The sequence below is a fragment of the Shigella sonnei genome (assembly GCF_002950395.1).
Taxonomy (GTDB): Bacteria; Pseudomonadota; Gammaproteobacteria; order Enterobacterales; family Enterobacteriaceae; genus ECMA0423.
This window is the reverse complement of record NZ_CP026802.1, coordinates 3,176,580-3,190,153: the sequence shown is the minus strand read 5'-3', so window position 1 is coordinate 3,190,153 and position 13,574 is coordinate 3,176,580. Positions and strand designations below refer to the sequence as shown.

Below are 13,574 nucleotides of genomic sequence, written 5' to 3'. Positions count from 1 at the left end.
GCTAACCCTTGGTTTTTAAAAATTGTGCATAGTGAAAATCAAAGTAAAGGTGTGCATTATGCAAAATCACTGCGTCTCTTAGAAATTAACCATGCGCACTTGCAGTTAATGGAATCCTTATTGGATGAAGGGAAGAAACACAATATTTTTAAGCCAGATATCGACCCATTGCAGGTGAATATTAATATTGCTGCGCTTGGGGGATATTATTTGATCAACCAGCATACGCTTGGCCTGGTTTATCACATCAGTATGGTTTCACCCCAGGCACTGGAAGCCAGACGTAAGGTCATCAAAGAGACAATCCTTAGCTGGCTTTTGGTTGACCCTTCATCTACCGCGCACGAATAAAACTGCCATCCGGCTGGCGGGTAAACAGGACCTGTTGATTATTCCCCGTATCAATGGTTAAGCCCGTCACCACGCCGCTGGCGTTCTGGCGGATTTTCACCATCTGCCCATTTTGCAAATTACTCAGCGGCTTACCCGCGCCTTCTACCTGCGCCATTGCATAGACATCGGTAGCGGGCAGTCCGTGGTCGCGGAACAGCTGCGCCATCGTTTTACCGGGTTCGACACGGTAAGAGCGCCATTGATTATCAATTCCGCTATCTGGCTGGAATGGTTGCGTTTGGGTAGTTTGCGGCTGTTCTTCTGGCTGGCCTTCCTGTATAGGTTCTGGAGCGACCGGAGCCACCTGATCAGGATCATTTTGTGGTGTGACTAATTGCGCCCGCAGCTGTTCTTCTGTCGGCGGTTGTGATTGCGACTGAATATCTAACTGCGCTTCACGCGTCACCACCGGCGCGTTGGGCGTATCATCAGATGGAAGCAGAAATCCGACCACCAATACAATGGCGGCAATAATGATCCCCCGACGATGCATCGGCGGCAGCGGGTCCATGAAGCGAAAATTGTCCGGCGCGTGCCAGACTTTCTCCAGGGTTGGTTTTAGTTCAAAGCGCCCGGGCATGGTTTCCTCCTGCTCCGCGTCTTGTTCCTCAATCATAGCCTATGAATAAGCTAACGCTATGATGTCCGTGGTAAACCCGCCTTTATTATATTCATACGGGATATTGCTATTGTTTCTTTTTCCCCGGGATTTGTCATCATTCCTGCGACAAAGTTTTACCCAAAGAAGTGTGGCTGATATGCTGCCCGCTACTTTTATACCCTAAGAAAGGAAATACGATGACCACCCCAACTTTTGACACCATCGAAGCGCAAGCAAGCTACGGCATTGGTTTGCAGGTAGGGCAACAACTGAGTGAATCTGGCCTGGAAGGGCTGCTGCCAGAAGCACTGGTTGCAGGTATTGCCGATGCGCTGGAAGGCAAACATCCGGCTGTGCCGGTTGATGTGGTGCATCGCGCGCTGCGTGAAATCCACGAACGCGCCGATGCCGTTCGTCGTCAGCGTTTCCAGGCGATGGCTGCTGAAGGTGTGAAATACCTGGAAGAAAACGCCAAAAAAGAAGGTGTGAATAGCACCGAATCTGGCCTGCAATTCCGCGTGATCAACCAGGGTGAAGGCGCAATTCCGGCACGTACCGACCGCGTTCGTGTTCATTACACCGGTAAACTGATCGACGGCACCGTGTTTGACAGCTCCGTTGCTCGTGGTGAACCCGCTGAATTCCCGGTTAATGGCGTGATCCCTGGCTGGATTGAAGCACTGACTCTGATGCCGGTAGGTTCTAAATGGGAACTGACTATCCCGCAGGAACTGGCATATGGCGAGCGCGGCGCAGGCGCATCCATCCCTCCGTTCAGCACCCTGGTGTTTGAAGTCGAACTGCTGGAAATCCTCTAAGCAGCGCATTCTGTTCCCCTCGAACCAGAGGGGAGCAGGCATTCAGCAATAAACCCTTCAGTTTGCCAAACGGCGCTATTTTGTGTTGCAAAGACCCCGTAAGCGTGTATTTTTGTGAGCTGTTTCGCGTTATCACCGTGATATGACACTCACTTTAAACATAAAATTAACATTAGATCTAAATCTTAGTATTCATCCCGCGTATTGTTACCTAATATCGATGAGTCCCGATACAGATTCGTCGTATCATAGACTGACTAAAGGCCGTAGAGCCTGAACAACACAGACAGGTACAGGAAGAAAAAAACATGGTAGATCAGGTAAAAGTCGTTGCCGATGATCAGGCTCCGGCTGAACAGTCGCTACGGCGCAATCTCACAAACCGACATATTCAGCTTATTGCCATTGGCGGTGCCATTGGTACGGGGTTGTTTATGGGGTCCGGCAAAACGATTAGCCTTGCCGGGCCGTCGATCATTTTCGTTTATATGATCATCGGTTTTATGCTCTTTTTCGTGATGCGGGCAATGGGGGAATTGCTGCTTTCGAATCTGGAATACAAATCTTTTAGTGACTTCGCTTCCGATTTACTCGGGCCGTGGGCAGGATATTTCACCGGCTGGACTTACTGGTTCTGCTGGGTTGTAACCGGTATGGCAGACGTGGTGGCGATCACTGCTTATGCTCAGTTCTGGTTCCCCGATCTCTCCGACTGGGTCGCCTCGCTGGCGGTGATAGTGCTGCTGCTGACGCTCAATCTCGCCACCGTGAAAATGTTCGGTGAGATGGAGTTCTGGTTTGCGATGATCAAAATCGTCGCCATTGTGTCGCTGATTGTCGTCGGCCTGGTTATGGTGGCGATGCACTTTCAGTCACCGACTGGTGTGGAAGCGTCATTCGCGCATTTGTGGAATGATGGCGGCTGGTTCCCGAAAGGTTTAAGTGGCTTCTTTGCCGGATTCCAGATAGCGGTTTTCGCTTTCGTAGGGATTGAGCTGGTAGGTACAACCGCTGCGGAAACCAAAGATCCGGAGAAATCACTGCCACGCGCGATTAACTCCATTCCGATCCGTATCATTATGTTCTACGTCTTCGCGCTGATTGTGATTATGTCCGTGACGCCGTGGAGTTCGGTAGTCCCGGAGAAGAGCCCGTTTGTTGAACTGTTTGTGTTGGTAGGTTTGCCTGCGGCTGCCAGCGTGATCAACTTTGTGGTGCTGACCTCTGCGGCGTCTTCCGCTAACAGCGGCGTCTTCTCTACCAGCCGTATGCTGTTTGGTCTGGCGCAGGAAGGTGTGGCACCGAAAGCGTTCGCTAAACTTTCTAAGCGCGCAGTACCCGCGAAAGGGTTGACCTTCTCGTGTATCTGTCTGCTCGGCGGCGTGGTGATGTTGTATGTGAATCCTAGCGTGATTGGCGCGTTCACGATGATTACAACCGTTTCCGCGATTCTGTTTATGTTCGTCTGGACAATTATCCTTTGCTCGTACCTGGTTTACCGCAAACAGCGTCCTCATCTGCATGAGAAGTCGATCTACAAGATGCCGCTCGGCAAGCTGATGTGCTGGGTATGTATGGCGTTCTTTGTGTTCGTGGTCGTGTTGCTGACACTGGAAGATGACACTCGCCAGGCGCTGTTGGTCACCCCGCTGTGGTTTATCGCACTGGGGCTGGGCTGGTTGTTTATTGGTAAGAAGCGGGCTGCTGAACTGCGGAAATAACCGCATTATCATGCTGGATGGCGCAATGCCATCCAGCTTTTAGATTACTCACCCGCCAGCGCGCGTGGGAACAGTACATTGTTTTCCAGGCTGATGTGATCCATCAGGTCATCAATCAGTTCATTAATACCGTTATACATCGCTTTCCAGGTGGTGCAGGCTTCCGGCGGCGGTGTGACGTTATTGGTGGTGTGTTTAATCACTTCCAGCAGTTCGCCCGCTTCATCGTGCTCGCTTTCCATCACGCTGATTGGTCCCATTGCCTGGCTGCCCATGCCTTGTTTGATCATCGGGAAGAGGATCTGCTCTTCTTTCATCATGTGGCTGGATAGCTCTTCATGCAGCATAGTCAGGTATTTTGTCAGCCCTTTTGGCACGCTCGGTTTGTCGGCGTGAACGCGCTCGACTTTAGTCGCTTGCAGGATCAGCTCCGGCAGTTGCTCGCGGTGACGATCGTGGTAGCGCACGATGATATGGTCAATGATTTCTGCCAGCGGGGCGCTACGCCAGTCTTTCTCAATCGGTTGTTCAGCAAGCTTTGCCAGTTCAGCTTCAATGACCTCAACATCCAGTTCTTTACGTGCCGCCGCGCGCGCCAGCGTTTGCTTACCGCCACAGCAGTAATCCATATCATATTTACGAAACAGAGCTGAAGCGCGAGGAATAGAGAGCGCCAGTTCACCTAAAGGTTGGTCGCGATAAGCCATAGCTGATACCTCATTCTTAATAATATAAGATGTATTTTAAATGCATCTTTAAGGCAAAAGCTATAACCCTTACGTAGCAGAGGCTTATTTAACTCACTGCCAGCGTGTCAACTTTCTGAGACAGATTCAGTTAAAGGTTTTTCTGGTTTTGCTCTGACCGCAATGACCACGCCAATCACTAACAGCGCGATACCGCTCAGCGTCATTAGCGGCGGCATTTGCTGGCGGAGTAAAAAGGTGTACAGCAAACCTGCCAGCGTTTCGAAAACAATCAGCGGCCCGAGAATCACTGTCGGTAATCGCTGGCTGGCGACGTTCCAGCAGAGTGCGCCAACCCATGAGCAAAGCACGGCTATCGCAACCATCAGACTAATAAACACCAGCGGACGGGGGCCAAAAGGTAAGGAGAAGTCCGGCGTTTGTATATTCAGCCAGTAACAGGCGACGAGATAGCCGATGAGAGAAACCGGCAGTGTGACCAGCGCCTGCGCCGTTGCCCACATCATCGGATGTTTGTCGGGATTTTCCCGCAGCCAGCGGGCGTTGCGCAGGGCATACCACGCCCAGCAGACCACGGAAACTAACGCCAGCACGATGCCAGAGGTATAACGTGCCCAGTCAAAATCGGGGAGTCCGTGGTTTAACTCAGCAATATTCACACACGCCAGGCCGATGCCAATACAAACCAGTGCCGGGGCGAGTTTTCCCCATGCGAGTTTGCCGTCGCGCTGGCTATAAAGCAGATTGGCAAAAACGGGAATCACCACCGGCAGGGTGCCGATAATCATCGTGGAAACAGGCGCGCCAGTACGTTGAATGGCACTGGCAAGGCAGAAGTAATAGATAAGGTTGCCCATCATGGTGAGCATCAAGGCGGTAAGCCAGTCGCGACGCGCCAACTGACGCAGACGCACGCGTCCCAGCCAGGCAATGGGCAGCGCAATTAACCCTAACGCCAGATAACGCCCCATCGACTGCAACATCGCCGGGTATTCCGGTACGATCAACGGCCCGACAAAAATAAGCCCCCACATCAACCCTGCTAACAGGGCGTACAGCACGCCGCTAATCATTACTGGCATCCATTGGTCTGTCAGAAGAAAGTTCAGGAAGCAGACATGATTGCTCCCGGCATCCCGTCATTATCAGAGAGGATGCGGGAGGATGCCACTTTAATTAACTAGTTATTAACATTAAAAAGATGGCTTACGCTTTCGGCTAACGTTGTCGTTGGGCGGCCAATCAATTTGCTAAGCGTTTTGCTGTTATCAAACAGACCACCTTTCGATGCGCCAACGTCAGAATCCGCCAGCATATCCGCCAGTCCGTCGGGCAGTCCGACGCTTTTCAGTGCCGCGGCGAAATCGGCTTCGCTCAGATTTTGATAGGTAACCTGTTTGCCGCTCTGTTTGGTCAGCTCTGCCGCTAACTGTGTCAACGTCCAGGCACTATCGCCCGCCAGTTCGTAAACCTTGCCTTCGTGACCGGCTTCGCTAATCACGCGTGCCGCAGCTGCCGCATAATCTGCCCGCGTTGCTGAGGCGATTTTGCCATCGCCCGCCGCACCGATAAATACGCCGTGTTCCAGTGCTGCCGGGGCGCTGGCGAGGTAGTTTTCGCTGTACCAGCCGTTGCGCAGCAGGGTGTAAACGATGCCAGAATCAGCCAGCATTTTCTCCGTCTCAATGTGCTCATCGGCGAGGCCGAGCGGGGAGGTATCTGCATGTAGCAGGCTGGTATAAGCGATAAATTTCACGCCAGCCGCCTTTGCGGCATTAATAACATTACGATGCTGCGGGGCACGTTGACCCACTTCGCTGGAAGAGATCAGCAGTAGTTTTTCCACTCCCTGAAGTGCAGATGTCAGTGCGGCTTCATCGCCGTAGTCAGCCTGACGCACGGTAATGCCTTGTGCTGCTAGAGCCTGGGCTTTTGCCGGATTACGAACGATAGCCACTATTTGGCTGGCAGGAACCGTTTTCATCAAGGATTCAATAATATAGTGACCAAGTTGGCCAGTGGCACCAGTAATAGCGATCATGGGAAGTCTCCATCGTTTTGTCTTGTGTTTAAATACGCTAACACCTAAACTTACTTTTAGTAAGTACGTACAAAAAGGTAAGTATGAAATGAGTCAGGTTAGCCTGTCGCAACAACTGAAAGAGGGTAATCTCTTTGCGGAACAGTGCCCGTCGCGCGAGGTGTTGAAACACGTCACCAGCCGTTGGGGGGTGTTGATTCTGGTGGCGCTACGCGAAGGTACTCATCGCTTTAGCGACCTGCGGCGCAAAATCGGCGGGGTGAGCGAAAAGATGCTTGCGCAGTCGTTACAGGCGTTAGAACAGGATGGTTTTCTTAACCGTATCGCGTATCCGGTGGTGCCACCGCATGTTGAATACAGCCTCACGCCGCTGGGCGAGCAGGTGAGCGAAAAGGTTGCTGCACTGGCGGACTGGATTGAGTTGAATTTGCCCGAGGTGTTGGCGGTGCGGGATGAACGTGCGGCATAACTGCCGGATGCGCGGCCTACGGTGTATGACTTGTAGGGCGGATAAGATGCGCCAGCATCGCATCCGCCAATAAATGCCGGATGCGATTGATGATTTATAGGCCGAAAAAGAAGTGTTTTACTTACTCAAATCCACCTGATAAATCGCAAACCCGATATCATCGGTCGCGACTTTATTCATCGGATACTGCCCTTTCTCTTTAATAAACGCTGCGGCTTTATTTGACGGGGAAGTTTCGAAACGGATATCCAGTTTCTTATCGGCAGCTATCGGTGCTAAACGCCAGTTGTTATCTGCCGCCGGGTGAATTTCCCCCGCACGTTTCGACTCATCAGCAATCCACGCTGCCAGCACCGAGCGGTTCTCATCCGGTGAAGCAAAAGCGATATGGCTGTCGCCCGTACCGGCAAATTTGCCGCCGTAAGCGCGATAGTTATTGGTGGCAACGAGGAACATGGCGTTCGGATCAATCGGCTTGCCATTAAAGGTCAGGTTCTTAATCCTTTCCGCATTGGTATTAATCATCTGGCACTCGCCGTCATAACGGGCGGGCTGGGTAACATCAATCTGATAATTCACACCATCAATAACATCAAAGTTATAAGTGCGGAAACCATCCCAGTTGATGAGTGACTGTGGTTTCGTGCTGTTAGGATCAATCTGGTTAAACTGTCCGGCGGAGCACTCCAGCCACTCTTTCACCTCTTTACCGCTGGCTTTCACTACAATCAGCGTATTGGGGTAGAGATAAAGATCGGCGGCATTACGGAAGGTCAACTGGCCTTTTTCCACCTCCACATAGCTTGCCGGGTCATTTTTGCGACCACCAACTTTAAACGGTGCGGCAGCTGAAAGCACCGGCAGTTTTGCCAGATCCGGATCGCCCTGAATGTAATGTTCGACATACGCTTTTTGCGCGTTGTTCACGACTTGCACGGTCGGATCGTCCTGCACCAGCGCCAGATAGCTATACATATTGTCGGCAGATTTACCGATTGGCTTGCTGACGAACTGGCGTGTGGCATCGTGATCGGCTTTGAGTGTTTCTACCAGCTTGCTGTCTTCCGCCGCGAGGGATTTTTTATTGGCGATGTCGTAAATCGGCCGAGCTTCCGCTTTCGCCTGCGTCACCTGCCATTTACCGCTGTCATTACTGAGTTGTAAGTCGACCACCCCAAGATGATCGCCCCACATGCCCGGCATTACCGCCGGAACACCATTCAGCGTGCCTTTGGTGATATCAGCCCCTTCGATATCAGCAAAATCTTTACCCGGGAAAACGGCGTGAGCATGACCAAACATAATGGCGTTAACGCCCGGAATTTCACTGAGGTAATAAACTGAGTTTTCCGCCATCACTTTATACGGATCGGCAGACAGCCCGGAATGTGCCAGAACGACAACGACATCGGCACCTTTCTCGCGCATTTCAGGCACGTATTTGCGCACGGTTTCGGTAATATCATTCACCGTCACTTTCCCGGATAAATTAGCTTTATCCCAGCCCATGATTTGCGGCGGCACGACGCCAATATAGCCAATCTTCAGCGTCTGTTTTTTTCCGTCTTTATCGACCACTTCGGTATCTTTAATTAAATACGGTGTAAACATTGGCTGTTTGGTTCTGGCGTCAATGACGTTGGCATTTACATAAGGGAATTTCGCTCCCGCCAGCGCATTTTTCAGGTAATCCAGACCGTAGTTAAATTCATGATTGCCGAGTGTACCGACCGTATAATCCAGCGTATTCAGCGCCTTATAAACCGGATGAACATCACCTGTTTTTAATCCTTTCGCCGACATGTAATCTGCCAGCGGACTCCCCTGAATCAAATCGCCGTTATCGACCAGTACGCTGTTTTTCACTTCATTGCGGGCATCGTTAATCAGGCTTGCCGTACGTACCAGTCCGAATTTTTCCGTGGCGGTGTCTTTGTAATAATCGAAATCCATCATGTTGCTATGCAGATCAGTGGTTTCCATGATACGCAGATCGACCGTCGCTGCATTCACACTGGCGGCAATCAGCGTGGCCAGGAGCGTTGCGCTAAACTTAATCATCAGGGACATCCTTTTATCATCGGGAATACGAAAGAAAAGGGAGAATAAACGTCTTACTTATAGAACAGTGAAGAATGCCACAATTTTACGCTTTGAAAATGATGACACTATCACAGTTGGCGCATTCATTAACGATAGGGTATAAGTAAAACAATAAGTTAACACCGCTCACAGAGACGAGGTGGAGAAATGTTAGATCAAGTATGCCAGCTTGCACGGAATGCAGGCGATGCCATTATGCAGGTCTACGACGGGACGAAACCGATGGACGTCGTCAGCAAAGCGGACAATTCTCCGGTAACGGCAGCGGATATTGCCGCACACACCGTTATCATGGACGGTTTACGTACGCTGACACCGGATATTCCGGTCCTTTCTGAAGAAGATCCTCCCGGTTGGGAAGTCCGTCAGCACTGGCAGCGTTACTGGCTGGTAGACCCGCTGGATGGTACTAAAGAGTTTATTAAACGTAATGGCGAATTCACCGTTAACATTGCGCTCATTGACCATGGCAAACCGATTTTAGGTGTGGTGTATGCGCCGGTAATGAACGTAATGTACAGCGCGGCAGAAGGCAAGGCCTGGAAAGAAGAGTGCGGTGTGCGCAAGCAGATTCAGGTCCGCGATGCGCGCCCGCCGCTGGTGGTTATCAGCCGTTCCCATGCAGATGCGGAGCTGAAAGAGTATCTGCAACAGCTTGGCGAACATCAGACCACGTCCATCGGCTCTTCGCTGAAATTCTGCCTGGTGGCGGAAGGACAGGCGCAGCTGTACCCGCGCTTCGGACCAACGAATATTTGGGACACCGCCGCTGGACATGCTGTGGCTGCAGCTGCCGGAGCGCACGTTCACGACTGGCAGGGTAAACCGCTGGATTACACTCCGCGCGAGTCGTTCCTGAATCCGGGGTTCAGAGTGTCTATTTACTAAATTCAGATGGCAGAAACAGTGTATTTCCTGATTCTGCCATCCTGATTTCTCCCAACCTAAAAAGTTATAAATAAAAAGAGATTGTATTTAAAGTGCAAAAATTCAATTGCTAATAAGTTACATTTTAATAATGAGCGTTTTTTGATAGTTTACTTCTCTAATGAGATATTTAATGGCGACATAAAATAACCAAATAAAATAAGGTTGTCATATGTTACCCAGGATCAGACACAATAATTTTATTGGTGCGGTGGAGTTATTTGTAAAGTCATCGTATACAAAAACACATTCAAACAATTTTTTTAACAATATCCAGCATGCATTTAAGAAAAAAGATTGGATTTCGAATTATGATAGCCTGTTAACTTTGAGGGAGTTCTTTCGTTGCGCAACTCAGATTGATAAAAATAGTTATCAGGTACTTTCATCAAAAAATGGAACTGTTAACGCCATGGATAAGTTCCTTATCAGTTTCAGCCTTAAAGATAACGGTGCCGAATATACAATGACATTGCGAGGTAGTGGATTTGAATACGAAGAAATTCCCATAACAATAAATGAGTATAACTCATTCATGGATTTCAAAAACCGCGAGTTTCCGTTAGAACAAAACAGAAGATTGTATGCCTGTGATATTCTGCAGAAAAAACAGTCTGACATACCGAAAAGGATTAAAGGTTATATTCACCAGGCGATTGGTGACGTGTCTTTAGGTTATGCCTTATTGGAGGATATAGTAAGCAAATTAAAACGGGGTAAATTTGAACTCCAAATACCAGGAGGTGGAATTAAAGAATGCGATGGATGGTATATTCACGAAAAAATAATTGATGATAATTTTGCCATAGTCATAGAATCTTTGGGCTTTGCGCTTAAAATCTATGGAGGGGATGAACGTTTTCGTAATGGTTCCTCTGTTGTTTTGGAGGATGAAGATTACTCCCTTATTTATAATTTTCTGGTTAATGCAGGTTGCCAACAAGTGGAATTAGCCGAACAAGTGGATGCGATAGTAAGTGCGAATCTGGCCGCAGATAGTAATATTACCAAAGAAAAGATTTGCGAGAAATATAAGTCGACCATTGAGGCGTTTAAAAAAGAGCAACTAGCGTTACCAGTATGAGTTCGGCGTAAGAACTCAGAGACTTAATTCCCCTATCCCATAGATAACGATAGGGGAAAATTATTTTTGCAGAATCTATGTTGTTGCCATTATTTGAGCAACTTTTGCAGCAGGTCCATCACTTGCTGCACCTCTTCCTGAGTGAGCGCCCCGTCTTTGGCCCATTGCACGCGACCATCCTTATCCAGCACCACTACAGCGGAACTTTCTTCATCCAGCTGCCAGGCACCGCGCGCGACGCCATTGCTATCGACAATAAACTGCGACCAGGGATAAAGCTTTTTATTACTCTCCAGACTGCTGCGCACAAACATCCCTGAACCCGGAATCGCGTCGTCGGTGTTAACAATAGTGGTGGTCTGGTAACGATCGTGCGGTAACTTCGCTGATTTAATCGCTTCAATCAGCGTCGCGTTTTTCTCTTTTGCAGAGGTGCGACCAGCAATATGTTGCAGTACTCGCACTTTTCCCACTAACTGCGCGCTGTTCCAGGTTTTGTAGCTAAACTGATCTTTATCAAGCACCAACTCGCCCCGATCGGTAATGCCAATCGGCGGCACTCGCTGACCGGTTTCGAACTGATGTGCGGAAGCCATCATCGGCAACAGCAGGCAGGTGAGTGCCAGAATCTTGCGTAGGGTCATGGTGTTTCCTTCTTATGATATGCAGGTGATCCGACCACTTGGGTCTGAGTTTTAATCATATGTGCTATTTATCGAATTTCCCGCAAGTGTGATGCCAGTTTGCGGTCAAGCGCACAAATCATATGAAAAATGAATGCTTATACTGAAGACCGCGCTTCGGTAAAAAGATAATTCTGAATAATTGTAACCTTTAGGTAAAAAAAGTTATACGCGGTGGAAACATTGCCCGGATAGTCTATAGTCACTAAGCATTAAAATTTGCGCCTCATAATAGTTGGGCCGATTGTGGCACCGCACAGGCGTAATACTCAGCAGGAGATAACAATGAAAATTTTCCAACGGTACAACCCACTTCAGGTGGCGAAGTACGTAAAGATCCTGTTCCGTGGACGGTTATACATCAAGGACGTTGGCGCTTTTGAATTTGATAAGGGTAAGATTCTTATCCCAAAAGTGAAGGATAAGCTGCATTTGTCAGTGATGTCCGAAGTTAACCGTCAGGTTATGCGTCTGCAAACAGAGATGGCTTAACCAAAGTGCTATGCAGTAAAAAGTGCTATGCAGTAAAAAGTGCTATGCAGTAATAAGACGGCTCCTGATTCAGGAGCCGTTGATGTTTCTGGGGGGTTACGCGACGCTTTCTTCTTTATCTTTAGCGTCAGGCAGTTTTGGCGAAAGGGCGGTGGCCTTGCTGTCGATCCGGGTCACCAGCAGCTGGTCGATGCGGTAGTTATCGATATCCACCACTTCAAATTTGTAGCCGGCGAATTTCACCGAATCGGTGCGTTTCGGGATCTTACGCAGCATAAACATCATAAAGCCGCCGATGGTTTCGTAGTTGCCCGACTGCGGGAATTCGTCAATATCCAGCACGCGCATGACGTCGTCAATCGGAGTGCCGCCGTCAATCAGCCATGAGTTCTCATCACGGGCGACAATCTGCTCTTCCAGCCCCTGACCGACCAGATCGCCCATCAGCGTGGTCATCACGTCGTTGAGGGTGATGATCCCCACCACCAGCGCGTACTCGTTCATGATCACCGCGAAGTCTTCACCTGCGGTTTTAAAACTTTCCAACGCCTCTGAAAGGGTTAACGTATCCGGCACAATCAGCGTGTTGCGAATTTGTACGCCGCTGTTCAGTGCCAGGCTTTGGTTAGCCAGCACGCGGTTCAGCAGGTCTTTAGAATCGACATAACCGATGATGTGGTCAATATCTTCATTACAGACGAGGAACTTAGAGTGCGGATGTTCCGCCACCTTATTCTTCAGGCTTTGCTCATCTTCGTGGAGATCAAACCAAATCACGTTTTCACGCGGTGTCATTGAAGACGGAACGGTACGGGATTCCAGCTCAAAGACGTTTTCAATCAGCTCGTGTTCCTGTTTACGTAACACGCCCGCCAGCGCACCGGCTTCCACTACCGCGTAGATGTCATCAGAAGTGATGTCATCTTTACGTACCATTGGCAGTTTGAAAATACGGAAGATCATGTTCGCCAGGCCGTTGAAGAACCACACCAGTGGGGTGCAAACGTACAGGCAGAAGCGCATCGGGTTGATGATACGCAAAGCCACCGCTTCTGGCGCAATCATACCGATGCGTTTCGGGGTTAAATCCGCAAACAGGATAAACATGCCAGTCACTAACGAGAAAGAGAGAATAAAGCTCAGTTGCTCAGAGAGCTCTGCCGACATATAGCGGGAGAACAGGCTGTGAAAAGCTGGAGAAAATGCCGCATCACCGACGATACCGCCGAGAATCGCCACTGCGTTCAGACCGATTTGGACCACGGTAAAGAACATGCCGGGATTTTCCTGCATATTCAGAACGCGTTGGGCATTTATATTGCCTTCATCAGCCAGCAGTTTAAGTTTGATTTTGCGTGAGGCGGCAAGCGAGATCTCGGACATCGAGAAGAACGCACTTACAGCGATCAAGCAGAGTATGACTAAAATACTGTTTAACATATCTTATCCGACCTTTCAGGCCAGATCCTCGGAAGGGAAAGTTGATTAATTTGTGTGAAATACACATTGAAAGTCGATTCGAAGAAAGTGAACCG

13 protein-coding genes and 1 pseudogene are annotated in these 13,574 nt (G+C 49.4%); 7 read left to right on the top strand and 7 right to left on the bottom strand.

The genetic code is table 11. The annotated features are described in order from the left end of the window. Positions 1–351 (top strand): annotated as a pseudogene (locus C1P89_RS16550) (TetR/AcrR family transcriptional regulator); the annotation flags it as partial. Here C1P89_RS16550 and ytfB read toward each other — a convergent pair. Further along, positions 335–973 (bottom strand): cell division protein YtfB, encoded by a 639-nt coding sequence (gene ytfB, locus C1P89_RS16545; protein ID WP_001119478.1) that lies wholly within the window; start codon positions 971–973, stop codon positions 335–337. The pseudogene C1P89_RS16550 and the gene ytfB overlap by 17 nt on opposite strands. Before the next feature lie 218 nt (positions 974–1,191). On the opposite strand from ytfB, the gene bamJ reads away from it, so the two are divergent. Both bamJ and cycA read left to right on the top strand, forming a co-directional pair. Then, positions 1,192–1,812 (top strand): BamJ family beta-barrel-assembly machinery protein, encoded by a 621-nt coding sequence (gene bamJ / locus C1P89_RS16535; protein ID WP_000211225.1) that lies wholly within the window; start codon positions 1,192–1,194, stop codon positions 1,810–1,812. A 308-nt stretch (positions 1,813–2,120) separates the two neighbouring features. Continuing rightward, positions 2,121–3,533 (top strand): D-serine/D-alanine/glycine transporter, encoded by a 1,413-nt coding sequence (gene cycA, locus C1P89_RS16530; RefSeq protein ID WP_000228346.1) that lies wholly within the window; start codon positions 2,121–2,123, stop codon positions 3,531–3,533. A 44-nt stretch (positions 3,534–3,577) separates the two neighbouring features. On the opposite strand, the gene ytfE is transcribed toward cycA, so the two are convergent. From ytfE to qorB, 3 genes are all read right to left on the bottom strand, one after another. Then, positions 3,578–4,240 carry an iron-sulfur cluster repair protein YtfE gene (gene ytfE / locus C1P89_RS16525; protein ID WP_000331456.1) on the bottom strand — a complete coding sequence of 221 codons (663 nt, stop codon included), beginning with the start codon at positions 4,238–4,240 and terminating at the stop codon, positions 3,578–3,580. 107 nt (positions 4,241–4,347) lie between these two features. Continuing rightward, complete coding sequence (locus C1P89_RS16520) at positions 4,348–5,313, bottom strand: DMT family transporter (RefSeq protein WP_005144296.1); 966 nt, start codon at positions 5,311–5,313, stop codon at positions 4,348–4,350. A 107-nt stretch (positions 5,314–5,420) separates the two neighbouring features. Next, entirely contained in the window at positions 5,421–6,281 is an 861-nt protein-coding gene (qorB, locus tag C1P89_RS16515; protein WP_000560544.1) for an NAD(P)H:quinone oxidoreductase, read from the bottom strand. Positions 6,282–6,369: 88 nt separating this feature from the next. On the opposite strand from qorB, the gene C1P89_RS16510 reads away from it, so the two are divergent. Continuing rightward, complete coding sequence (locus tag C1P89_RS16510) at positions 6,370–6,750, top strand: winged helix-turn-helix transcriptional regulator (protein WP_000084622.1); 381 nt, start codon at positions 6,370–6,372, stop codon at positions 6,748–6,750. 117 nt (positions 6,751–6,867) lie between these two features. On the opposite strand, the gene cpdB is transcribed toward C1P89_RS16510, so the two are convergent. Next, positions 6,868–8,811, bottom strand: coding sequence for a 2',3'-cyclic-nucleotide 2'-phosphodiesterase (cpdB, locus tag C1P89_RS16505; protein WP_000589478.1), 1,944 nt, complete (start codon positions 8,809–8,811; stop codon positions 6,868–6,870). Between the two features lie 189 nt (positions 8,812–9,000). On the opposite strand from cpdB, the gene cysQ reads away from it, so the two are divergent. Then, positions 9,001–9,741 (top strand): 3'(2'),5'-bisphosphate nucleotidase CysQ, encoded by a 741-nt coding sequence (cysQ, locus tag C1P89_RS16500; RefSeq protein WP_000886909.1) that lies wholly within the window; start codon positions 9,001–9,003, stop codon positions 9,739–9,741. 211 nt (positions 9,742–9,952) lie between these two features. Beyond that, positions 9,953–10,864: a protein YtfI gene (ytfI, locus tag C1P89_RS16495; RefSeq protein ID WP_000937661.1), complete on the top strand. Its 912-nt coding sequence runs from the start codon at positions 9,953–9,955 to the stop codon at positions 10,862–10,864. 89 nt (positions 10,865–10,953) lie between these two features. On the opposite strand, the gene C1P89_RS16490 is transcribed toward ytfI, so the two are convergent. Then, complete coding sequence (locus C1P89_RS16490) at positions 10,954–11,508, bottom strand: YtfJ family protein (protein ID WP_000175287.1); 555 nt, start codon at positions 11,506–11,508, stop codon at positions 10,954–10,956. Positions 11,509–11,832: 324 nt separating this feature from the next. Here C1P89_RS16490 and C1P89_RS16485 point away from each other — a divergent pair, with 324 nt between their 5' ends. Then, a complete protein-coding gene (locus C1P89_RS16485; protein WP_000689228.1) occupies positions 11,833–12,039 on the top strand; it encodes a DUF1107 domain-containing protein in 207 nt (68 codons plus the stop codon). Between the two features lie 96 nt (positions 12,040–12,135). On the opposite strand, the gene paeA is transcribed toward C1P89_RS16485, so the two are convergent. Next, the gene (paeA, locus tag C1P89_RS16480) at positions 12,136–13,479 is read right to left on the bottom strand and encodes a polyamine export protein PaeA (RefSeq protein ID WP_000935042.1); all 1,344 of its coding nucleotides are present in this window, start codon (positions 13,477–13,479) and stop codon (positions 12,136–12,138) included. Between the last annotated feature and the right edge of the window lie 95 nt (positions 13,480–13,574).